Source organism: Ramlibacter sp. AN1133, from assembly GCF_037890035.1.
GTDB lineage: Bacteria > Pseudomonadota > Gammaproteobacteria > Burkholderiales > Burkholderiaceae_C > Ramlibacter.
Genome location: NZ_JBBKTQ010000021.1, coordinates 36,421 through 56,967, shown reverse-complemented (window position 1 = coordinate 56,967; position 20,547 = coordinate 36,421). Strand labels below are relative to the sequence as shown.

General features: G+C 65.3%; 22 protein-coding genes and 2 pseudogenes. 7 read left to right on the top strand and 17 right to left on the bottom strand.

The features are described from left to right. Positions 1-107: 107 nt before the first annotated feature. Positions 108-383, bottom strand: a complete 276-nt coding sequence (locus tag WG923_RS23330; protein WP_340353404.1) for a group II intron maturase-specific domain-containing protein — start codon at positions 381-383, stop codon at positions 108-110. Between WG923_RS23330 and WG923_RS23325 the strand changes: the two genes are divergently transcribed. Then, positions 367-1,305 (top strand): MFS transporter, encoded by a 939-nt coding sequence (locus WG923_RS23325; RefSeq protein ID WP_340353403.1) that lies wholly within the window; start codon positions 367-369, stop codon positions 1,303-1,305. The two genes, WG923_RS23330 and WG923_RS23325, sit on opposite strands and share 17 nt — an antisense overlap. After that, the gene (locus tag WG923_RS23320; protein WP_340353402.1) at positions 1,299-1,589 is read left to right on the top strand and encodes a hypothetical protein; all 291 of its coding nucleotides are present in this window, start codon (positions 1,299-1,301) and stop codon (positions 1,587-1,589) included. The genes WG923_RS23325 and WG923_RS23320 overlap by 7 nt, the downstream gene beginning before the upstream one ends. A gap of 72 nt (positions 1,590-1,661) precedes the next feature. Here the strand turns inward: WG923_RS23320 and WG923_RS23315 are convergent, their stop codons facing one another. From WG923_RS23315 to WG923_RS23290, 5 genes are all read right to left on the bottom strand, one after another. Next, the gene (locus WG923_RS23315; protein ID WP_340353401.1) at positions 1,662-2,108 is read right to left on the bottom strand and encodes a PACE efflux transporter; all 447 of its coding nucleotides are present in this window, start codon (positions 2,106-2,108) and stop codon (positions 1,662-1,664) included. Between the two features lie 528 nt (positions 2,109-2,636). Further along, positions 2,637-2,969: a hypothetical protein gene (locus tag WG923_RS23310; protein ID WP_340353400.1), complete on the bottom strand. Its 333-nt coding sequence runs from the start codon at positions 2,967-2,969 to the stop codon at positions 2,637-2,639. 408 nt (positions 2,970-3,377) lie between these two features. Next, positions 3,378-4,256 carry an NYN domain-containing protein gene (locus tag WG923_RS23305; protein WP_340353399.1) on the bottom strand — a complete coding sequence of 293 codons (879 nt, stop codon included), beginning with the start codon at positions 4,254-4,256 and terminating at the stop codon, positions 3,378-3,380. Positions 4,257-5,208: 952 nt separating this feature from the next. Then, complete coding sequence (locus WG923_RS23295) at positions 5,209-5,595, bottom strand: hypothetical protein (protein WP_340353398.1); 387 nt, start codon at positions 5,593-5,595, stop codon at positions 5,209-5,211. Positions 5,596-6,088: 493 nt separating this feature from the next. Next, positions 6,089-7,135, bottom strand: coding sequence for a hypothetical protein (locus WG923_RS23290; protein WP_340353397.1), 1,047 nt, complete (start codon positions 7,133-7,135; stop codon positions 6,089-6,091). A gap of 1,100 nt (positions 7,136-8,235) precedes the next feature. Here WG923_RS23290 and WG923_RS23285 point away from each other — a divergent pair. After that, positions 8,236-8,511 (top strand): annotated as a pseudogene (locus tag WG923_RS23285) (hypothetical protein); the annotation flags it as partial. A gap of 91 nt (positions 8,512-8,602) precedes the next feature. After that, on the top strand, positions 8,603-8,935 hold the full coding sequence (locus tag WG923_RS23280) for a hypothetical protein (RefSeq protein ID WP_340353396.1): 333 nt from the start codon (positions 8,603-8,605) through the stop codon (positions 8,933-8,935). 2 nt (positions 8,936-8,937) lie between these two features. Here WG923_RS23280 and WG923_RS23275 read toward each other — a convergent pair whose 3' ends face one another. Next, the gene (locus tag WG923_RS23275) at positions 8,938-9,339 is read right to left on the bottom strand and encodes a phage holin family protein (protein WP_340353395.1); all 402 of its coding nucleotides are present in this window, start codon (positions 9,337-9,339) and stop codon (positions 8,938-8,940) included. Between the two features lie 173 nt (positions 9,340-9,512). Further along, positions 9,513-10,358: pseudogene (locus WG923_RS23270) on the bottom strand (IS5 family transposase); the annotation flags it as partial. Between the two features lie 5 nt (positions 10,359-10,363). On the opposite strand from WG923_RS23270, the gene WG923_RS23265 reads away from it, so the two are divergent. Further along, the gene (locus WG923_RS23265) at positions 10,364-10,744 is read left to right on the top strand and encodes a DUF2726 domain-containing protein (RefSeq protein ID WP_340353394.1); all 381 of its coding nucleotides are present in this window, start codon (positions 10,364-10,366) and stop codon (positions 10,742-10,744) included. A gap of 173 nt (positions 10,745-10,917) precedes the next feature. Here the strand turns inward: WG923_RS23265 and WG923_RS23260 are convergent, their stop codons facing one another. Then, positions 10,918-11,091, bottom strand: a complete 174-nt coding sequence (locus tag WG923_RS23260; protein ID WP_340353393.1) for a hypothetical protein — start codon at positions 11,089-11,091, stop codon at positions 10,918-10,920. 317 nt (positions 11,092-11,408) lie between these two features. Here WG923_RS23260 and WG923_RS23255 point away from each other — a divergent pair, with 317 nt between their 5' ends. Further along, on the top strand, positions 11,409-11,894 hold the full coding sequence (locus tag WG923_RS23255; RefSeq protein WP_340353392.1) for a hypothetical protein: 486 nt from the start codon (positions 11,409-11,411) through the stop codon (positions 11,892-11,894). A 170-nt stretch (positions 11,895-12,064) separates the two neighbouring features. On the opposite strand, the gene WG923_RS23250 is transcribed toward WG923_RS23255, so the two are convergent. Genes WG923_RS23250 through WG923_RS23235 form a run of 4 tightly spaced genes read right to left on the bottom strand, consistent with a single transcriptional unit; the run spans position 12,065 to position 15,877 of the window. Further along, positions 12,065-12,409, bottom strand: coding sequence for a hypothetical protein (locus WG923_RS23250; RefSeq protein ID WP_340353391.1), 345 nt, complete (start codon positions 12,407-12,409; stop codon positions 12,065-12,067). A gap of 23 nt (positions 12,410-12,432) precedes the next feature. Further along, complete coding sequence (locus WG923_RS23245) at positions 12,433-13,032, bottom strand: GAF domain-containing protein (RefSeq protein WP_340353390.1); 600 nt, start codon at positions 13,030-13,032, stop codon at positions 12,433-12,435. 2 nt (positions 13,033-13,034) lie between these two features. Beyond that, positions 13,035-14,000: a Bug family tripartite tricarboxylate transporter substrate binding protein gene (locus WG923_RS23240; protein WP_340353389.1), complete on the bottom strand. Its 966-nt coding sequence runs from the start codon at positions 13,998-14,000 to the stop codon at positions 13,035-13,037. A 41-nt stretch (positions 14,001-14,041) separates the two neighbouring features. After that, on the bottom strand, positions 14,042-15,877 hold the full coding sequence (locus WG923_RS23235) for a gamma-glutamyltransferase family protein (RefSeq protein WP_340353388.1): 1,836 nt from the start codon (positions 15,875-15,877) through the stop codon (positions 14,042-14,044). A gap of 90 nt (positions 15,878-15,967) precedes the next feature. Here WG923_RS23235 and WG923_RS23230 point away from each other — a divergent pair, with 90 nt between their 5' ends. Then, positions 15,968-16,906: a LysR family transcriptional regulator gene (locus WG923_RS23230; RefSeq protein WP_340353387.1), complete on the top strand. Its 939-nt coding sequence runs from the start codon at positions 15,968-15,970 to the stop codon at positions 16,904-16,906. Positions 16,907-17,311: 405 nt separating this feature from the next. Here the strand turns inward: WG923_RS23230 and WG923_RS23225 are convergent, their stop codons facing one another. The 4 genes from WG923_RS23225 to WG923_RS23210 all read right to left on the bottom strand — a co-directional run bounded on the left by WG923_RS23225 (position 17,312) and on the right by WG923_RS23210 (position 20,540). Then, the gene (locus WG923_RS23225; protein WP_340353386.1) at positions 17,312-17,905 is read right to left on the bottom strand and encodes a hypothetical protein; all 594 of its coding nucleotides are present in this window, start codon (positions 17,903-17,905) and stop codon (positions 17,312-17,314) included. Positions 17,906-17,988: 83 nt separating this feature from the next. Next, a complete protein-coding gene (locus tag WG923_RS23220; RefSeq protein ID WP_340353385.1) occupies positions 17,989-18,372 on the bottom strand; it encodes a hypothetical protein in 384 nt (127 codons plus the stop codon). A gap of 12 nt (positions 18,373-18,384) precedes the next feature. Then, entirely contained in the window at positions 18,385-18,975 is a 591-nt protein-coding gene (locus tag WG923_RS23215; protein WP_340353384.1) for a hypothetical protein, read from the bottom strand. Next, positions 18,972-20,540 (bottom strand): hypothetical protein, encoded by a 1,569-nt coding sequence (locus WG923_RS23210; protein ID WP_340353383.1) that lies wholly within the window; start codon positions 20,538-20,540, stop codon positions 18,972-18,974. The genes WG923_RS23215 and WG923_RS23210 overlap by 4 nt, the downstream gene beginning before the upstream one ends. Between the last annotated feature and the right edge of the window lie 7 nt (positions 20,541-20,547).

The window sequence follows — 20,547 nt, the reverse complement described above, 5'->3', positions numbered from 1 at the left end:
CGCTTTCGCTGTGGCGGTGCCCTATGAGCCAGATCATGGCTCCGTTTCCACATCCCGCTCATCGAACCGGACGTGCGGATCCCCGCATCCGGCTCTCGGACCAGACTTCACGCCTTCACCCACGACTCGCTGCGCCCGCGCGCAGTCAGGCGTACGAGCCCGAGGCGCCCGTACAGGTGCGAGAGTGGATAGCTCCCGCCCTTGCGCTGCCTGACCTTGTACTTGTGGCGCAACCACCGGCGCAACCGCGGAGCGGTGTAGTTGTCGAGCGCCCGATACGCTTGGCTGACCATGCCTACCTGGAAGTAGTTCGCCCAGCCACGCAGCGCGCGGCCCTTTTCCAGGACCCGCAACTTCCGCTGGCTGATGGCCGGCAGCGCCATTTCCCTGCTGGGCGACCAGTTCACCCTGCTCGCCCTGCCCTGGCTGGTGCTGCGCCTGACCGGCGACACCGTGGCGCTGGGCACCGTGCTGGCGCTCGTCGGCATCCCGCGCGCCGTCTTCATCCTTGTGGGCGGCGCGGTGGTCGACCGCTTCTCGCCGCAGCGCGTGCTGATGCTCACCAAGTACGTCAACACCGTGCTGCTCGCGGCGCTGGCGCTGGGAGTGTGGCAGGCGGCCCTGACGCTGCCGGTGATCTATGCCTTGTCGCTGGCCCTGGGCATCAGCAGCGCGTTCAGCATCCCCTCGGGCACGTCCATCCTGCCGCACGCCCTGCCGCCGGCTCGGCTGGCTGCCGCCAATGGCGTGATGATGGGCCTGCGGCAACTGAGCATGTTCCTCGGCCCGCTCGCGGCCGGCGTGCTGATCGCCCTGTTCGGCGACGGCTCGGGCGGGGTGCAGGATGCGGGAGGCATCGCGCTGGCCTTCGGGCTCGACGCGTTCAGCTTCGCGCTCTCCGCCTGGACGCTCTCACGCGTCGTGACGCGCCTGCTGCCGGCCAACCCGGTGCAGCATGCGCCCCTCTGGGCCTCGGTGGCCGGGGGCCTGAAGCACGTGGGGGGCGACGCGCAACTGCGCACGCTCTACCTGTACTGGGGCGCCGTCGCCGTGCTGGTGCTCGGGCCCCTGCACATTGCCCTGCCGGTGCTGGCCCAGAGCACGCCGGGGCTGGGCGCTTCGGCGCTCGGCTTGATGCTGGGAGCGCACGGTGCCGGCACGTTGATCGGCATGGTGGCTTCGGGCCTGCGCCCCGGCATGCGCATTGGAACGCTGGGCACCAGCGTGCTGCTGGCGGACATCGCCATCGGCTGCTGTTCGTGCCGCTGGGTGGCATCACCGCCGGCGTGGCAGGCGCCGTGCTGATGGTCCTGGTGGGCACTCTCGGCGGCTTCATGCTGGTGGCGGTGTTCACCTGGGTGCAGAAGCACGTGCCCCCCGCCATGATCGGCCGGGCCATGAGCCTGTTCATGTTCATCTTCATGGGGCTGGTGCCGGTGGCATCGGCGGGCGCGGGGTGGTTGCTGCGGGTGGTGACGTTGCCGCAGCTGTTCGCGGGGTCGGGGTTGCTGCTGGTGGCAGCGGCGCTGCTGGCGTGGGTGGGGACGCCGATTCGGGCTGTCAACGATGCGGTGGCCAAGACGGCGTGAGGAATTCCGCGATACGCCAAGTCCGCTCTCGACCCACGACGGCCGTTCCTAGCAACATGCACGGCCCCCCTGCTAGCGTACGAACGCCTCCGGATCCCGCTTCGCCGCCGACGCAGGCAGTCCGAAGACACGATCGAAGGCCCACGTGGATTCGATCGCGTAAAGGAAGAAGAACACGAGCAGCGCGAGATTGGCCATGAATGCAGCGGCCACCGAGATGTCCAGCCACGAGGACATGACGGGAAGAAGGATTACGACCAGGCCACCTTCGAAGCCGGCGCCGTGTGCAAGCCGCCTCGCGAAGGAGCGCCCGCGCACGGCTTGCCGCGACTCCCAACGCTCGAAAACCCAGTTGAAGGCGTAGTTCCAGGCCAGCGCAATGGTGGATAGCACTACAGCCAGTCCGAAAGTGGATGCCTGCGGCTTGTCGAAGGCAAGACTCAGCAGGGGCCCGACGGCTGCGATGGCGATCACCTCGTACAGGACGGCTTGAAGAACACGGCGGGCGGTGGGTGACACCTTGAATTGTTGTCGCCGACCGAAAATTGAGCCAGTGGCTCAGTTTTCGGTCGGCGACAACACACAGTGCTTTCCTGCGGCCGGTGCAATCGACTGAAAGGCACCAATTGGGGCCGATCCTTCGCCCTGAGCGCGGCCGTCCGGAGATTGGTGGCCGATCGAGCGCGCCTTACCAAAATGCGCAGAGGCTTAGCAGCATGGAGACGCCATCGCGGCCTACGACCTCTAGGCAAATTGCTTCCTCTCTGGCGCCCACTCACATCGGACTAGCTAGTCTCGACTGGGTTGATGCTATGGGTGCGGAATACCGCTGCTTGGCCGACGTCTGCTCCATTTGCTGCTCTCCCCAACGACAGCTGTCAGCGAAACGACCGAGTTTCAGCCGTCTATGTCATCGCGCCTCGACTTCATAGGAACACTACAGTGAGGTAGTCGGCACGAGCGTCTCTTCCGCCGGAGGAACGGGCAGCGACGCTGCCGGGAGCACCGCTAAGCAGTTGCTCCCGCCGCTGCGAAGCGCCAGCTCTCCTACGCGCGCTTACGGGCTGGAACCGGGAGCGGAACTGCCTTCACGGAGGCGACGCGCTTCTTCTTTGCACGGGTCTTTGCTGCCTTCTTGGCCTTGTCCGAGAGCATTTCTTCCTTGGCTTTCGAATCGGGCACCCACGTCTGCCTACCGCCAGCGAGCAAGTGCTTGGCCAATTGAGCCCAGGTATACCGACGGACGTAGTTCTTTCCGTCCTTCGGCATGAAGTCGACACGACCCTTGCTCATGATCATCGTGCCACCGCCCTTAAGATCAATCTCGACGGGCGCAACGCCAAAATCTAACGCCGGTAGCTTTACCCTTGCAGTCGCCACTTGGTGCTTCTCCTCTATGCGGACCCGCAGAAGGTACCACGACAGCAGTTCCGTCTCCAGAATTCAGTGGGCCGGAATGACCAACCCGAACGCGAGATCTTCCAGGCATGAGCGCAATGCCTCCGGTGTCAGCGGGTGCTAGCGATCCGAAATCGCGCCGAAGGGGTTCATGGCGCCCAAGGCCGCTTCTGGCCGATTCTGTGGAAAAACTCGCCTCTCGGCCAGATCGCCACTGCTGCAGGGGTACTCAAACCCCTAGCCACTCTGTGATCGCGCGGTCTACGCGGTTCTAGACGGTACGTTTGTGCAAATGCTTCATCGCAACACGGGCGATCGGAGTTTTTCAACACAATCGGCCGGGAGCAGCCATGGCGTACGCCGACCGGCTCTTGATGGAAATCGCAGATCTCAGCGAAGTTTCACGTGCTCGGTCGTATTCACCCTCCGGATCTCAAGCATCTCCTCAAAAGCCTTCAGCATCGCAGAGAAGGACGCATATCCATGCTCCCCAAGATCAAAAGTGGAATCCAACCTCTGGATCATGGGCCCGATCTCCGCCTTATTAACCCACGGCTCCTTCTTCTTGTCTGCCAGCAGCCGCAACGCGCGTCTCAGAAGATCCCTGGGCGCTTCGGGGGCAGCAATTACCAACGGCCCCCGCGAATCGGCAGTCAACGGCGCCTTTTCTTCGGCTGAAACCGGGTCAGCGGCACTGGCGGCGGCCACGGACTGTTCAGAGGTCGGGGGAGCGACTTCGGCGACTTCGACCAGCGTCTCGTAATAGCGAAATTCATGGCAGCTCTTCGCCCAGTGCCGGTTCGTCGATGGCCGTGTGCCCACTCCAATGAGAACTCTTCCCGCGGCCTTGATCTTCTGCGAGAGCGGCATGAAGTCGCTGTCGCCACCGACGATGATCACTGTGCCAATGTGCGCAAAGCGACTGATGTCTTCTGTGGCGTCCAGGCACAACTTGATGTCAGCTCCATTCTTCGCCGCTCCGCCGGGCGGGAACAGCTGGATCAGTTCCACCGCGTTCTGCAGTAGTTGGTCTCGGTATCGGCCAAAGAACTGCCAATTGCAGTAAGCGCGATTTATGGCGATCGGCCCGAACGACGCGGCCAGGTCGACTACGGCCTGCACGTTTACCAGTGGATCCTGAGGCCGGAACCGAAGGTCTCCGCGGGCATATGCCCCAGGCTCCTTCTGCTCACACAGCCCCGCGTGAATGTTTTCGAAATCCCAGTAAAGGGCCACGGTGTGCCCTTCCGGTCCGAGCTCACTCGACATCGCTTCCTCCCCACATTTGCCTTATGTTATCTGTTGCGGCGGGTGCACAGGTCGCGGCGGCAGCCATGCGGGGTTTGGCGACGGAGTAGACACACGGCCTCGACAGCGCACGGCCTTGGCAAGGTCGACAGAGGGTGAGGTGTACCGTAGGGCAGCTTCCGGCCCAAAAGGTAGACGACACGAGCCGAAGAGATCCTGATGCTTGTAGCGGCACGAGGGACAGTTGGGAGTCCTTTGAGCCCTTTCCGGCCGGTACACGCCACGTTTTCAACCGATGGGGCGTTGACTCAGATGCTCAGGGAGGTCTCCTCGAAATGCGGTCATCACGACTTCAGCCTGAGTGTCGCGAGAACGAGCCGCCCCTTGTTCTTTCGGCCAGCAATGTGGCAAATGCGAAATACCGCGCCGCGGCGTACAGGAACGCGCCGGCCACGATGTCGACAACAATTCAAGAACCCACGCGGACGATGCCGCTAGCGTGACGTGTTCCGGCACGTGGTCGAAGCAGTCTTGCAGCGGTGCATGCTGGAAGGCCTGGTTTGCGGCGAGGCTTTGCGATCGACGGACGCAGAGAAGCTGGCCGAGCGCGAAGGCGGATCGTCTAGTGCGGTGCACTAGTATCTCGAGACACGAGGCCAACAACCCTGGCCCGGTGGAAAGCGACTCGGACGAGCCGCCCAATGGCGATTCAGCCCCGCCGAAGAACATCTCGCCCACCGATCCTGCAGTGCGCTGGACGGCCGCGCCAGGCGGACCGGCCTTCTTCGCGAATTCGACCAACTACTTGATCGACCTGGATGCACGGATCGTCGATGTGGAAGCCAGGCCCGCCCACCGCACCGAAGAAGTCGACGCAACACGGTCGATATTTGAACGCCTGGAGCAGAGGTTTGCTGTACTGCCGAACCGGACCAAGTCCAGTCGCAGAGCGGGTTGCAAGTCGGCGCTTGAGCTACTTCCTCAGCGTTAAAACTCGATCTCTCTTCTCGCGGACCCACGAATCGCTATTCAAGATCTCCCGGTAGCCACCAGAGCCATCTGCATTCAGAACGAAACGAATCTTCTCGCACCCGCCCATGCGCGGAGTTGGCGTGATCGTAATGGTTGACTCAGTACGTTCGACGGTTGCCTTCAGAGCCGACCTATAGCAACTGTCCAAGGCGACCGCCTGCATTCGAAACTCGGCTTCGCCCCCGCGTTCTTCGAGAGAAATCTGCCCCATGCTCCCGGGCCCACTAGCGTCATAGGTCAGATAATTCCATTTTTGGGCGTAAGCATTCCCGGAGGCCAGGATCGTCAGTGAGGCGAGGACCAGTCCCGTTCTGCGATAGTGCTTCATGTGAGCCTTCTTGGTTCCTGGGAAGGATGGTACGGGACGCATGTTGCAAGAGTGAATCCTTGTCGACGACTCGGAAGCACCTCGACGACGTCTCCTTGCGGGTGCTGGATCAAGTGTGGCAGTGGAACGAGGCGATGCCGTGACATAGAACAATGTTGGTCAATGTTGGCCCTCCACCATTTGGACGATATGGGCCGCCGCCGCGCCTCGAACCCACGGGCACGGCCGGTGCTGAATACCAGCATCGCTCATCGTCGCTGCTTCCGCGATGCCCCCGACAGTACATCGAAAGAGCCAAGGGAAGTACCGATGAATTGCCCCAGAAGAATCAGCGCGGGCTGCTTCTGGCCGGGGCAGATGAAAGACTGAATGTCTTTTGGCACGGAGCAGACGCGGACAGCCGAGCGCCTCCTCGAGAGACTGATTCCTACCTCACTGCAGCGTATTCCAGCACAGTTGCGTGCGTCGCCGTAACCGATTCGCACGTGGCTGCTCACGATTTCGCCAGCGCCTTGTATGTCACCGCGCCAACCGGCAACAGCGCGATCACGTTCTTCGCCGCCTCCTCGGTGCGGTTGCCCCACTGATTGCTCATCGCGTAGGTCGCCCCATTCGAATGGAACAGTTCCTCGTCGTCGACGAAGTAGCGGCCACTGTCGCGATCCGGGAATTGGTCCATCAACTGGCCACCTGAAAGCGTTCCAGCGGCCCTAAGGAAGATCGAGTCCCGGCGCCATGGGATCGCTTCTGCGATCTGCTCCGGCGTTCTCCCCTGCTTGACCGCTTCGCGTACCACCTCGAACAGGAAGCGTCGCTTGGGCAGCCCGGTGAACGTCCCGAATGAGCTGGTCACCTCGAACTTGGTGAAGTCCCTCCCGCTCGCTTCGGCCTTCGCCTGCTGATTTGCTTTCTCACGGATCGCGACTTGGTACTCCTGCGCCTCAGGCAGCGGCAGCACCTGCTGGATGTCTAGCAGGATCCTGTCGCTGCTCTTGTGGGGTCGCATCCGCACGCAGGTGATGTCCAACCCTTGGGCGTTCAGCCAGAGAACTGCGGTGGTGATCTCCCGGTCGAAATCACCCGAAGCCAGCACGATGCGCACAGCTGTGCTCAGGGTGACCGGTCCTTCGGGTATATCGAGGAACTGCCTGATTCGGACCTCAGCATCGTCGCTGTGCTGGTTGCGCTTGGCCAGGAACGCCGCGTGTGCGTCCACGGCTTGCTGAAACGTCATGGCTGAAACCATCGCGGCGTACCGCAGCGCCTGCAGTTCCATGTGTCCGCCGTCTTCCGACCGCTTGAGTTCCACCACGACCAGCCGCCGATCCTCGTCGAGGCACAGAAGGTCAATGCGTCGCCTGGAGTCTTCCCAGTGACCGAACTCCTCGGTCAGCACCATCGTGCCGGGCGCGATGGCTTCTATCTTGTCCAGCAGCGCGCGCTGCAGGTGCTTGCGCTCCTGCACGTCCAGGGTGGCAAAGGGAGAAGTGGGAACCGCCTCGAGGGCGGTCTTGTGGAGATCGAGCGAGTAGATGGCCATGGGCGCTCCTGCAAATGCTGCGCCGGATTGTGCCGCTGCTGGCATTGCGTTCCGTCGCAATCTGAGGTCTTGGGTTGCGGCCATCATTTACGCGCGCGAGCCGTGCGCAACCCGGGTGTAGCGCATTCGGGGGGAAGATCCGCGCACCCGACGAAGCAGCGGATAGCTCTCCAGCGGCGAGTGAATACCACAAGACTCATCAGAAAGGACGACTGCTCTTGGCCGAACTCGGCCCTCGCGTTACGGACCCTTCTGCCCCAGCTTCCGGCAGATATCCGTCCGCGCGCTCAGCCCGCGATCACGCCCACCACGCATCACGGCCCCCTTTGTCTTCAGGTACCATGAAGGTCCATTGGCAGCTACGAAAGGAGGTGATATGTCTTCATTCTCTTGGTCCGAGAGGGACCTTCCCTACGTGATGTAGCCAGGTCTCGACCAGACCCGCGGGCGCTCCCACTATTTGTGGGCAGCGCCCGCGTCATTTTGGAGCGCCCTTTCGCCCTCACTGCTGCTTCCGACCCGAACCGGCCGTCGCCGAGGACCTGTGGTTTCCCCTGAGCGGGTCCACAGCCAGCCTCACTTCATTTCTGGCGCAAGTAGCCGGCGGTTAGAAGAGACGCTGCTCGTGCTTCTGACAGGAGCCTCTTGCCGCCTCTACGAACTGATCTCGCCGGTTTTGGTACCGGGTAAGCACGAGGATCTGACCGGTGAATCGGTCGACTAGCATGCGAACGCCGCTCGTGGTGTACCAAGCTATGCGCGCGGAGGTGATCTCCGCGCGCTGCTTATCGACAACTTGCGCGCCAGGATGCACGCTGTATGTGGCATCCGACGTTTGGCCGCCTTTATAGAAAATCTCGCACCGAAGAACAAAGTCGTCATCCGCTGCGTGTGCGCTCGCGCCGCCGAGAATGGCGAGCCCGACTCCGATCCAAAATCGCATACTCTGCTTTCTAGTGCCTGCTCAGCAGTATAGTTTCGCAAAAGTAGACTGAGTCGGGCAAGTTTGTCAAAGCGCGACGATCGCACAGGTTGACGCAGCGGCGGCACGACATCGTGGTGAGCTGGACGCGTAGGGCTTCCTGGTTGCTCCGACTGTTGTGCCGGACAATGCCTGCTTCTGGGCCGACAACGGCCGCCAAGGGCAAGAAGCGGTCCTGCTCGGCGTGGCGACGTCGGTAATCGCCAGCTACCTGTGGGAGATCACGGGTGCAAACCGTGAGCTCACCGAAGGCATCTCCGCCCGGCTGGCCGCCGCCATGCTGCTGTACGTCGGTTTCTGGCTGCACAGGCGCTCGTACGCGCAGGCCTGGCAGGCCTTCATCCGCGAGCATGTGACCGCGGCCCTGGGCAAGCAGACGCTGTGGGCGATGGCCGGCATCTCCTTCCTCGCCGTGTATCACGAACTGTTCGAGATGGTCCTGTTCTACCAGCCCTTGTGGGGACAGGCCGGGCCCGACGGGCACAGTGCCGTGCTGGGGCATCGCCGCCGCGGCGGGCCTGCTGGCGCTACTCGCCTGGGTCATCCTCAAATACAGCGCACGGCTGCCAATCGGCACCTTCTTCACGGCAACCTCGGGCCTGCTGGTGCTGATGGCGGTGGTGTTCGTGCGCAACGGCATCGCCGCATTGCAGGAGGCCGGGCTGCTGCAATCCACGCCGACAGCCTTCGTCTCCCTGCCGATCCTCGGCATCCATCCCAATGCGCAGGGGCTCGGCGCGCAGGCGCTCGTGCTGCTACTCATCGCAGCGGCGGTGTTCGCCGGCCGCCGCGGTGCCCCGCACGCGCGGCCGCAATAAGCTCAGAGCCAGACGGTTCCGCTGGGCATCTGGATCTCGGCGCCCGGGTCGCCAATACTGGCGACCGCGCCGATCACGATGCTCAGCACGCCCACGAAGATGCTGGCGAGGAAGGCGGTGCCGAAGCCCGCGATGGTGAAGCCACGCACCAGGCGCGCGACCAGCAGCAGCATCAGCGCGTTGATCACCAGCAGGAACAGGCCGAAGGTGACGAGCGTGAGAGGGAATGTCAGCACCACCAGGACGGGCCGCACGATCGCATTGGCGAGGCCCAGCAGCAGGGCGGAGATCAACAGGGCGCGGCCGCTGTCGAAGCGCAGTCCCTTGAACAGACGGCTCGCCAGCCAGAGCGACAAGGCGGTGATGCCCCAGTGGACGAGAAAGGGCAGGAGGTGCGAAATCATGCGCGTCGAGCATACCTGCCACTGCGCAGGACTTCCCGTCATCTTGCACGCTAGGGAAGGTCTGAACAACTCGAAATCGCGAGCCGCTGGTACTGGCGCATTCCGCCGAATCGCGTTGATTTCATGATTTCGTGATCGCCCCCCAGGGTGATTTTCGAGGGCTTACCGCCCCCTCATGCTGCTTTCGGACGCACCTCTCCCGTCATTGCCATCAACTGCTTTCGCACCATCCACAGGTTCGACAGCGCGAACAGCGTCACGACGTGCGCGGTGTTCTTGACCAGACCGCGGAAGCGCACCTTGACCAATCCGAACTGGCGCTTGATGACGCGGAAGGGATGCTCCACCTTGGCGCGAATGCTGGCCTTGCCGTGCTCCTGCTTCTGCACCCGCCTCTCCGCTCTGCCCTCGGGCATCTTGGCAACGTCGCTGGGCCGCGCAGCGATGTTCCATTGCAGCTCTTCGCGATCCACGCGGCTGGGCGCTCCTCGATAGCCGGAGTCGGCCCAGACCTGTTCTTCCTTGCCGTGCAGCAGGTCGGCGACCTGTTCGACATCGGATTCGTTGGCCGCGGTGGTCGTGACGGTGTGCACCAGGCCGCTATCAGCGTCCACGCCGATGTGCGCCTTCATTCCGAAGAACCACTGCTCGCCCTTCTTCGTCTGGTGCATGACCGGGTCGCGTTCCCCCTCGGCGTTCTTCGTGGAGCTGGGCGCGGCGATGATGGTCGCGTTCACGATGCTGCCTCGCTTGAGCAGCAGCCCCTTGCGCGCCAGCAGCGCGTTGACCGCCTTGAAGATGTCGTCGGCCAAGTCGTTGGCCTCGAGCAGGTGCCGGAAGTTCAAGATGGTGGATTCGTCCGGAATCGGCTCGTTCAGGCTCAGACGCGCGAAGCTGCGAAGCGAGGCGATCTCGTACAGAGCCTCCTCCATCGCCGGGTCGCTCAGAGCAAACCAGTTCTGCATCAGGTGCACCCGCAGCATCGAATCCCGAATTGGAGTTCCTCTCACGGCTGGAGGGCGCCGTGCCGGAACTGCGCTTTTGTCCGCAGGTCGCTATGGGAGCCCTGATCGATCCGGCGGTTCCGCGCGCCAACGGCAAGACATACTTTCGGCTGCGCGGCATGTTCTCTCAAAAGATCGTCGACTTCGTGGCGCAGCGGCGCTCCGATGGCAAAGTCGTCGCGGTGATCGAGCTTGATGACCGCACGCACCGCGCCGAGAAGGATGCGCGGCGAGACGAGATGCTCACTTCAGCCGGCTACCAAATCGTGCGCTGGAACTCCAGATCCAAGCCGGACGCCGTTGCGATCCGGGCAGCGTTGGTGCCGCCGCCGCAACAGTCGGCCGATGCCTATCACGCGGGTCCGACGGCCCGACCAGCAAACGCTGCGCGGTCGGCTTGAATGGCTTGGCTGCCAAGGCTGCGCGTGCATGGCGCATGAAGGCAAGCACCCCACGCGAGCGCCGTCGAGGACGGCGCCGACTCAGAGTCCTTCAACGGGTGTCGGCCGACAACTGCATGGCCCAGCCGACCAGCGTGGGATTGAGGCGGAAGACGCGGAAGGCCTCGTAGCCTTTACGCGGCATGAAGATCGGCTCGCGGGGCTTGTTCTCCTCCGGCGCCCAACGGTGCCCAACGGTGCCCCAGGTCGTAGTCCACCAGCCAGGTCGCCCACACCACTTCGCCAATGGTGCCGCGCGCGGGCAGGGTCCCAGCGACGCCAGAGATGACATTCAGGGCCGGCTCCACTGCTGTGCGTGTCCACGGCTTGGGCACCGAGTCCCACGCATGGCGGTCGGTGCGCGCAGCAAGCGCGTCACCGCGTCCTGCACCACCTGGTCCAGCCGCACCGGCGCGAGCCAAAACATGTTTGAGCCAACTCCTTGAAGCGACTCTGGCACCCGTACGGGTGCAGCTTCAAGACGATAGTGCAGGTAAAGGCCCGAAAGCATCTGCAAGAACATCGCACTTTTGCACCGGGCACCAAGGTGCCTTGGCGGCCGCGAAACGGCGGCGTAGAAACGCAGGGTTGACAGCAAGACCCACGTCCAAGGAGAAATGCAGACGTGTTCATCATTGACCTCACCCGGGGGTTCCTGCCCGGACAGCTGGGGGCGTCGACCGCTGCTGCGCTCGCGGCGATGGCGCCGTCGCATCGCGTGCTCGCGTGGCTGCGCGCGCAGCGGCTGCAGGCGCGTGCCGCGCGCGAGGTGCTGCGGATGGCGGGCGAGGTATCGCGCACCGCTGCCAGGCTGGAGCACGAACTCGCTTCGGTGCGGGGCGACCCGAGGTCCGCGGCTTACCGGGACCGCTGCGCGCAATTGCGCGCCCGCGCCGACCTGGCCCTGGCGGGTGCCCGCCGCGTGCGGCAACTCCGCCTCGGCCGCCTGCTGCGCGCCATGAGCCGCCTGAGCAGCGACGCTCGAAGGCTGCACCAATGCCGGCAGGACCTGCAAACCGACAGGCTGGCCTGGGAGCTGGCGCGCAGCGCGCGGGGGCGTCAGGCCGACTTCCGGCGGGAGAAGCCGGGTAAGGCACGCGCCTGGGCGTGAGGCGGGCCGCGCGGGCAGAGCGCGCGCCAAGCCGGCGGCGCCTCGCGCGTGAGGCAGTCCGCTTCATGCGCAAACCTGGCACAGTCCCGAGCATTGAGGTCAGGCCCAGGTGAGAACAACGGTGCCTGCGACCGCACTCGTTTGTCTTCGCGCACTGCCCCCGCCTGCCCCTAGGCATCGAAGCGCTTGATGCGCCTGGGACGCCAGAAGACGGTCCGGTATGTGCTGCTCGCGGCCCCTCGAGTTCCACGGTGAAGAGCGAAGCCGGCAGCATTCATTCGCGCCGTGAACTCCAGCAGCTCCAGTGCGCTGAACAGCCAGACTTCGCGGTAGACGTGCCCCTGCTCGTTCGCAATGCCTACAGAGCAGAAGGTGTGCCCCGACTCCGCACGGGGAAGACCAACGATGACGCTTCGAACCGCCCCGTCATACAAGGCGGGGGCGCGGCGCACGATCATCCGCGTGCGGCTGTCTTGGCTGCGCGTCGGCGCAAGGTTGCCGGTTTCTTCACGCAAGGACACCTGCGGCCGCACCCGGATCACCTGTCTCGCACCGATCCCGCGAAGTCCGCGACCTCCAGCGTCGATGCCAGCCGCAGGATGAAATGCCGCGCCACCAGGGCAAGCAGGCGGACTGCGGCAATCTCGTGCGGCTGCCATTGCGCCCTCGTCCCGAGCACGTTGAATGTCGCTCGAGGCCGGCCGCCGTTCATCAGGGGCACGTTGATCACGCCGCGCAGCCCCAGCGAGGCGATCAGCGCCGCATCGTCGAACGCGGCGGCCAATGAGGCCTCGCCCTCGCCGATGAACACCTCGCCGCGCACCAGCAGCTGCTCGGTCCAGGGGGTCCGCAGTTTGCGTTTGCGCCCGCCGACGGGATAGGCCAGCGGGTCCGACGTCCAGGCCCGCAGCAGATGGATCTCTCCCGGCGGGTCCTGCGGCTTCGTCGCATCCACGTTGACGGTGAGCAGGCCCGGCCCCAGCAGTGCGAGACGCGCCGCGTCGATGTGGGCCAGCGCTGCGGCGGGGTCATCACACCGGTGCAGCGCATCGCACAGGCGCTCGCTCGCTTCGAGCAGCACGTCGGGATCGACCGCCTGCCCATGGGCGCTCGCGCGCGCCGCGCTCTCGAGGTCCATTCTCAGTCCAGCTTGATCGACAGGTCCCGGATCACCTTGCCGTAGCGATCGGTGTCCGCCTTGAGCTGCGCGGCGAGCTGCTCCGGGGTGCTGATCACCAGGTCCACGCCGATGGCATCCATGCGCGCGCGCATCTCCGGCAGGGCGAGCGCCTTGTTGATCTCGGCGTTCAGGTGCTGCACCAGATCGTGCGGCATCCCGGCCGGCCCGAACACGGCATACCAGACGCTCATCTCGTAGCCGGGGAGCACCTCGGCGACGGTCGGCACGTCGGGCAGCAGCTTGGAGCGCTTGGGCTCGGTCACCGCCAGCAGGTTCAGCTTGCCGGCCTTCACGTGCGGCAGCGTCTGCGTGCCAGCGGAAAACAGCACCTGCGTCTCGTTGGCCACCGTGGCCAGCACGGCCGGCGAGCCGCCCTTGTAGGGCACATGCAGCATCTGGATGCCGGCGGCCTTTTTGAACATCTCGGCGCTCAGGTGGTTGGTGGAGCCGGCGCCGGCGGTGGCATAGGCGAGCTTGCCGGGGTGGGCCTTGGCATAGGCGATGAACTCCCGCAGGTTCTTCGCCGGCACCGACGGGTTGACGACCATCGTGTTGATCACGTTGGCCACCAGCGCGATCGGCGTGAAATCGTCCGAGCCCCGGAACGGCATGCTGGCCATCAGCGCGGGGTTCATCGCATGCGTGCTCATCGAGCCGATCAGCAGCGTGTAGCCGTCCGGCTTGGCTTTGGCCACCGCGGCCGAACCGATGTTGCCCGATGCGCCGGCACGGTTGTCGACCACGACCGGCTGGCCCATGGACTTGGTGAGCTTCTCGCCGATCGCGCGCGCGAGGATGTCGGTGGAGCCGCCGGGGGCCCACGGCACGATCAGGGTGATGGGCCGCTCCGGGTACGCGGCGACCGCCGCATGGGCCGCGAACGCGAGGGCCAGGCCCAGCAGCGCGCGGCGGACGTTCTTGAACATGGAGGTCTCCTGGAGTTTCGAGTCGGAAAAAAAGGGGGGCCTCAGCGGCCTACCGCATAGCCCTGCATGCCGCGCGGATTGGCGGCGGCGCGCAGCACGGCGCGGCCGCGGCTGTCAGTGCTGCGGCTGGCGGCGCAGATGCGGCCTTCGGACCAGGGCTCGCCGACGTTCACCTGGTGTCCCAGGGCACGCAGGCCATCGATCTCGTGCGCATCGAAGCGGGATTCGAGCTGCAGCGTGTTGAGCACGGTCTGGCGCGGCCAGAACGAACTGGGCGCATGCTTGACATGCCACGCCGGGGCGTCGATGGCCTCCTGCAGGTTCATGCCGTGCACTGCGTGGCGCAGGAAGAACGCCAGCGCCCACTGGTCCTGCTGGTCGCCGCCGGGCGTCCCGAAGGCCAGGTACGGCTCGCCGTCGCGCAGGGCGAGCGTCGGCGAGAGCGTCGTGCAGGGCGCCACCCGCGGCGTGACCGTGTTCGGCAGGCCCTCGTCCATCCACGTCATCTGCAGGCGCGTGCTGATGCCGAAGCCGAGTGCGGGAATCGCCGGGCTCGACGAGAGCCAGCCGCCCGAGGGCGTGGCCGCCACCATGTTGCCGTGGCGGTCGATGACGTCGACATGGCAGGTGTCGCCGACGAAGATCTCGCGCTCGGCCCATTCGGAGGGCGGCGGCAGCGCGGCGAACGTGGGCTCGCCGACACCGAAGCGGATTTCCGCCTTCTCCAGCGTGCGGGCGGCGACCCCGAGGTCCGGCATGGGCGGCACGGCATTCAGCGGCGACCCCGGGCGTAGCGTTTGCGAAGCATGGCGCGGGTCGATCAGCGCCCAGCGCGCCCGCAGGTATTCGTCCGACAGCAAGGCATCTTGCAGGCGCGCCTCGGCGCCGGGGGCCGTGCCATACCAGGCCAGGCGATCCGCCAGCGCCAGCTTCGCTGCCTCGCTCACGAGGTGCACGAAGGCCGCGCTGCCCGGCGCGTGCGCGGCGAGGTCGGCATGCCGCAGCACGCCAAGCTGCTGCAGGAACATCGGGCCCTGGCTCCAGAAGCCGCACTTGGCCACCGTATAGCAGCCGAAGTCGGCAGTCACCGGCGCGTCGACCTCCAGTCGCCATTCGGCCATGTCCTCGTAGCGCAGCAAGCCCGTGTGCCGCTCGCCGCTGGTGTCGTACACGGCTTCGGCGCGGTAGTAGCGATCGATCTCGCGCGCCACGAAGCCCTGCTGCCAGCAACGGATCGCGGCATCGATCACGCCGGTGCGCGTGGTGGCCTCACGCTGCGCGGTCTGCAGGATGCGCTCGTAGGTGTTTGCCAGGGCCGGCAGCGTATGCAGGGACCCCGGCATCGGGACCTTGCCGTCCGGCAGCCAGACGGCGGCCGATGAATGCCAATGCTGCGCGAAGAGCGCGCGCACCGCGAGGATGGCCTGCGACAGGCGCGGCAGCACCGGGAAACCATCGCGTGCGTAGCCGATGGCGGGCGCGAGCACATCGGCAAGGTCCCAGCTGCCGTGGTCGCGCAGCATCGCCAGCCAGGTGCTGAACGCCGCCGGCACCACGGCCGGCAGCAGCCCGATGCCCGGGACCTGCTCGAAGCCGAGTGCACGAAACGCCGCGACGCTGGCTTCCTGCGGTGCGGGTCCCTGCCCCCGCAGCGCCTGCATGCGCTGCTGGCGCTGGTCCCACAACAGGATCGGCACCTCGCCGCCGGGCCCGTTCAGGTGAGGCTCCACCACCTGCAGCACGAACCCTGCAGCGACCGCGGCATCGAACGCGTTGCCGCCGCGTTCCAGCACGCCCATGGCCGTCTGCGACGCCAGCCAGTGGGTGGACGATGCGACGCCGAACGTGCCAATGATTTCTGGACGGGTGGTGAACATCGCCGGCAGTGTAGACGCCTGAAATAGCCCAGCCCACATATCTTCGGATAGGTGCATGCATTGGCTGCTATACACCGCTAGCATCGGCGCATGTCCACGCCGACCCTGCAACGCCTTTCCTCGCGGCTGAAGCTGCGCCATTTCGCGCTGCTCGCCGAACTCGATCGCGAACGCTCCATCAGCCGGACCGCGCAGCGACTGAACCTGGCGCAGCCGACGGTGACCCGGGCGCTGGCCGAGATCGAGGACATCTTCATGACACCGCTGTTCGTCCGCAGCCGAAGAGGCCTGGAAGCGACGCCAGCCGGCGAGCTCGTGCTGGCACGCGCTCGCAACGCCCTGCTCGATGCGTCCGCGCTGGAACAGGACCTCGCATCACTCACCGCGGGTTTCCAGGGCGTGCTGCGCGTCGGTGTCATCCCCTATCTGTCGAACAACACGCATGGCGCCCTGTGGCGCCACCTGCTTGGACTTCGGCCTGCGCTCGGCTTCGTCGTCGAGGAGGCCACGACGGACCGCTTGCTGGAGGCCGTGACAAGCCGGCGGCTCGATTGCGCAATCTGCCGGTTCACCTCCGCCCGCGCCGGCAGCGGACTGGTTCAGCAGCATCTTTATCCGCAGGAGCCCAGGCTGGTGGTGTCCCGCGCGGCGGCCAGGCGGCTGGCGCGGCGCGGCATCGACTGGAACGCCTTCGCCTCGCTGCAGTGGATCCTGCCCCCGCAGAACTCGCCGATCCGCAACATGATCCACTCGATCTTCGCTTCCGCCGGCCAGCAGGTGCCCGCGCCCGTGCTGGAGGCCTACGCGCAGAAGACCGTCGGTTCGGTGCTGCGTCAGCTGCCGGATGCGATCACGATCCTGCCGGACGACATTGCCCTGGAGGTAGCGCAGGCCAGTGGCGCCAGCGTCCTGCCGCAGCGCCTTCAGTGGAACTTACCGCCCGTGGGAATGGTGCGGCGGATCGACCTGAGCAACGCGCAGCTGGTTGACGGCATCGCGCAGGCCCTGCGCGTGCAGCTCACCACGTGAGGTCGCAGTTCAGGTAGGCGCGGAAAGTTTGCCGCCCGCAGGTCCGGCTGCAGGCAGCCGGCAATCCGGGTGTTGAAATCGGTAGAGTCGAGATGGGGCGCGATCACTGTAAGTCTGAGCATCGCTGATGCCGCCGCAATCGCTGGGCGGTGCACGATGAGACAGGCCATGGGTGCCTCTCCACACTCCGCTCATCGAACCGGAAGTGCAGTTCTCCCGTATCCGGAATTCGACGCCAGCGTTGCCCTCGCTATCAGGACGGATTTCACGCACAGCACACACATTGGATGGCGGCACCGGAGCATGCCCGCCGCGCCGGCCATGGCGCTCTCCCAGGATGTTCCCGCCGGGATCTCGCACGGCCTCGGCCAGCAGCGGTGGTTTAGGAAAGAGCTAGGTCAATTCTCAATCGTTAGCCGAGCTACGCGACGTGCGCCGAAGACGCTGGATCCTCACTTCCACGCAACCGTGGTTGTTCTGGTAGTGATTCTCCCAGTCGTTGGCGAAGAACAGCAGTTCGGCCCTGCGCGTCGCCGTGAGGGTTTGCTCCCATCCCGCCACGAAGAAGGTGCTCTCATCGCGGCCCTCCGCTCCGACCAAGCTGTACATCGGGTGCCCCGGCGCACGGGCGCGGAGCTGGAACAGCTTTCCGCTGAGCCTGAAGATTCCTGGCCAGCCATCCTTCAGGTCCGATTCGGGTTGCCAGCTGTCCGCCCAGCCCTCGACCACTTTGGCCGCAGTGATTCGGTAGTGCGCATCCGGCTCGAGAAGCACGCCGGTGCTGTTCCAATGGCAGCGCGCATCGATCATCGCGGTGGCGGTGCCCTCGTTCAACTCCGCCAGCACGCGGGTCGGCATCAGCGGGCACTGCTGCAGAGCATCGCGCGAATGGCAGGCGTTCGGGCCAGCCGCCGGTGTCTGTGAGGCGCATGCGGCAAAGAGCACGCAAGAAAGCAGCGGCGCGATCACGCCTGCCGAAAAGGAAGGCTCGGCTGTCATCAGGCTTCTTGCCCGGGCGACGTAGCGCGTCGGTTCATGGTGGAGCCGCGCGGTCTTTGGCAAAGGGCGAGTTTCGCGCCCCCTCATGCGAGCATCCTGCCGATGAAGGTGGCCAGATCGCTCACCAACCTGACCGCCGCCTGTGAGGCCTTGTTCGCGGCAATCTCATTTCCGAGGTCCGCGGTGAGACGCTTCGTCTCGTTGATCTGCGTCTGCGAGGGAGGCTCCAGCGCCTTGGTCCGGTCGGTGAAGAAAGCCTCCTCCGCACGCTCGACCATCGTCTGCGTCCTGACCACCCGGGCCTTTTCGCGGTTGAGGTCGGCCTTTTGCTGCACGCTGGCGTCCTCGAGTTCGTTGTCGAGGATGATCAGGTCGGCGATGATTCCGGAGCGCGCCTCCGCGAACCACATCTCCGTACGATCCCTCTCGGGCTCGGACATGTCCATTACGGTTTTCTTCTCAGGCATGGTCCTCCCCTTCTATGGATTGGCGGCAGGCGCGGATGCAGCCGCGGCCGGCGGGGCCGCCGAGCCTTCGGCCTGCTGCCGGTTCTTGCTGGCGATGTCCTTGGCGTCCTTGAGGAACTTGGTGACGACTGCCAGCCGTTCGGATGCAGAGAGTTCGGTACCCAGGTCGGCGAGCGTCTTCTGCACGGCGTTGAGCTTTTCCGCCGGAGAGGGAAGATCTTGCACCAGCCCCGGCAGCCTTGCCGCAATCTCGGCGCGTGCCTTCTGCTCCTCGATCAGCAGCCGCAGGTAGGTGTCGCTTGCGTCGCGGATGCGGTCTTGCGCGGCGATCTGGGGATCCTTGCCGGCCTTTGTAGAGAGGTAGGTCTCGTAGTCGTTGTCACGCACCATCCGAACCGTCGCAGCATCCTGCGTCGCGACCGAGCTGAGCCGGCGTCCGGCGGAGAGCTTGGCGTTGCGCGCGTAAAGAGCGAGTTCGTCCTGCAGGTTCTGCGTAAGGCCAACACCGTTGTTCGCCTGGTCGAGTGCGACCTGTGGTGTCGAGCAGGCAGCCAGCGTAGCGGCCGCTGCGCAGGCGGCGAGCAGGCGGAAGGTGCGATTCATTGGTTCACTCCACGGCCGATGTAGAGGAGGCCGAGCAGGTTGAGGATGGGCGCGATGTCGGATGCCTTGATCCCGAGGGCGCCGAATTCGGCGGCTTGGTCCACCGTCGCGCCGATCAAGGAGCTCCACATCCCCGCGTTGATCTCCGACATCGCGATCGCGCGTTCCTTCGCGAGCGCGAAGCGTCGCGTCGCCGCCGCATCCGCCTCCGCCTGCTGGCGGCCAAATGCATCGAGGTACAGGCTGGTGGACTCCAGCAGCGCGATGCGCTGGTCCGGCTGAAGGTCGGACCATGCCGCGGCCACCGTCGCTCCGGCGGGCGCAACTGTGACCACGGCAGGCATGCCTTTCACCGGCTCGCCGAACAGCCTGTTCCTGGCGTTGACATAGGTGTTCGCCTGGACGAGTGTGGCCCCAAGCTCCGCCGACGACAGAGCGATGTCCTGCTGTTCGTTGGCGAGCCGGGCCTTCGCGGCGTTCAGCCTGGCCATGTCGATGTCGCGCTGGATCAGCAAGGGCACGGCAGCACGTCCCTTGCGGGCCTGCCGGATCGCGCGGATATCGTCGGCGATCGTCGGGAAGAAGGAGATCGCGATCTGCGCCTTGGATGCGTCCTCGGTGTCCAGGATGGTGCCCGCCTTGAGGCTGGCGAGCAGGGCCTCGATCTTCTTGATTCTCTCTTCGGAGACGAACTCCTCGGACAGCGCGTTCTGCAGTTGCTCGACGCGCTGCAGCGCCGAAGCTGCCTTCACCGCCGCGGCGCCGGCCTTCTCTACGGTCGACGTGCCCGCCTTGGCGGACTCGACTTCGGCGTTGTACTCCTTCAACGCCGCCTCGTACGCCTTGCGGGCGGTGTCTGCCGCCTGCTCCCGCTGTGCGCGGGCCTGCTGCGCTGCCTGCATGGCGCTCGCGATGGTCTGGATCCGTCCGCCAGTGAGACGAGCCACGGCAGCCCGGGCGGCGACCTCCTGTGCGGCGATGCTGTGACAGTGCCGCGCAACGTCGCGCAGGCGTCCGCCTGCCGCCGCAGCACGCGCCGGCTCTCTCGTCTTCCAGGCATCGACGATGGCTTGGTCGGCATCGAGCAGCTGCGCGCAGCTGAAGCGCGGCGCACCCATTTCCTGCAGGAACGACATGTCCCTGTCCAACTGGCGCTGGAGAGCCTGTTGAGCGTTGTGGGCGTTCCTCGCGGTGCGCAGTGCCTCCTCGAACTGCGCACGGGCTTGAGGCGTGACGGCGTTGGGGTCGTCGAGGACCAGCGGCAACAGCGCCTCGTCGTACACCTTGGGGAGGCTGCGCACCGGGGTGCGCGCGAGCTTGCGTATCTCCAGCTCGCGACGCACAACGGCAAGCTTCTCAGTGCTCGCCAACTCTTGTTCGAGGATCTTCGCTTCATTCGTGCGCTCGGCCGCGAAGAAACCTTTGAGGTCGACGGCGTGCCAGGCGCTAAGCGCGGTCTCCCCCTGCTTTTGCCGCAGGTCGCTGTGCAGCTGCAGGTGTCCGCAGGCCGCGAGCGGCAGGCATGCTGCGGCCAGTGTCCAGACTAAGCAGCGCATCATTGGCATCCTTCCA

What these genes read in the sequence shown, in the direction of transcription:
- WG923_RS23325 (WP_340353403.1), top strand. Translation starts at nt 367, where the DNA reads ATGGCCGGCAGCGCCATTTCCCTGCTGGGCGACCAGTTCACCCTGCTC.
- WG923_RS23330 (WP_340353404.1), bottom strand. Translation starts at nt 383, where the DNA reads ATGGCGCTGCCGGCCATCAGCCAGCGGAAGTTGCGGGTCCTGGAAAAG.
- WG923_RS23305 (WP_340353399.1), bottom strand. Translation starts at nt 4,256, where the DNA reads ATGTCGAGTGAGCTCGGACCGGAAGGGCACACCGTGGCCCTTTACTGG.
- WG923_RS23295 (WP_340353398.1), bottom strand. Translation starts at nt 5,595, where the DNA reads ATGAAGCACTATCGCAGAACGGGACTGGTCCTCGCCTCACTGACGATC.
- WG923_RS23290 (WP_340353397.1), bottom strand. Translation starts at nt 7,135, where the DNA reads ATGGCCATCTACTCGCTCGATCTCCACAAGACCGCCCTCGAGGCGGTT.
- WG923_RS23275 (WP_340353395.1), bottom strand. Translation starts at nt 9,339, where the DNA reads ATGATTTCGCACCTCCTGCCCTTTCTCGTCCACTGGGGCATCACCGCC.
- WG923_RS23245 (WP_340353390.1), bottom strand. Translation starts at nt 13,032, where the DNA reads ATGGACCTCGAGAGCGCGGCGCGCGCGAGCGCCCATGGGCAGGCGGTC.
- WG923_RS23240 (WP_340353389.1), bottom strand. Translation starts at nt 14,000, where the DNA reads ATGTTCAAGAACGTCCGCCGCGCGCTGCTGGGCCTGGCCCTCGCGTTC.
- WG923_RS23235 (WP_340353388.1), bottom strand. Translation starts at nt 15,877, where the DNA reads ATGTTCACCACCCGTCCAGAAATCATTGGCACGTTCGGCGTCGCATCG.
- WG923_RS23230 (WP_340353387.1), top strand. Translation starts at nt 15,968, where the DNA reads ATGTCCACGCCGACCCTGCAACGCCTTTCCTCGCGGCTGAAGCTGCGC.
- WG923_RS23225 (WP_340353386.1), bottom strand. Translation starts at nt 17,905, where the DNA reads ATGACAGCCGAGCCTTCCTTTTCGGCAGGCGTGATCGCGCCGCTGCTT.
- WG923_RS23220 (WP_340353385.1), bottom strand. Translation starts at nt 18,372, where the DNA reads ATGCCTGAGAAGAAAACCGTAATGGACATGTCCGAGCCCGAGAGGGAT.
- WG923_RS23215 (WP_340353384.1), bottom strand. Translation starts at nt 18,975, where the DNA reads ATGAATCGCACCTTCCGCCTGCTCGCCGCCTGCGCAGCGGCCGCTACG.
- WG923_RS23210 (WP_340353383.1), bottom strand. Translation starts at nt 20,540, where the DNA reads ATGCCAATGATGCGCTGCTTAGTCTGGACACTGGCCGCAGCATGCCTG.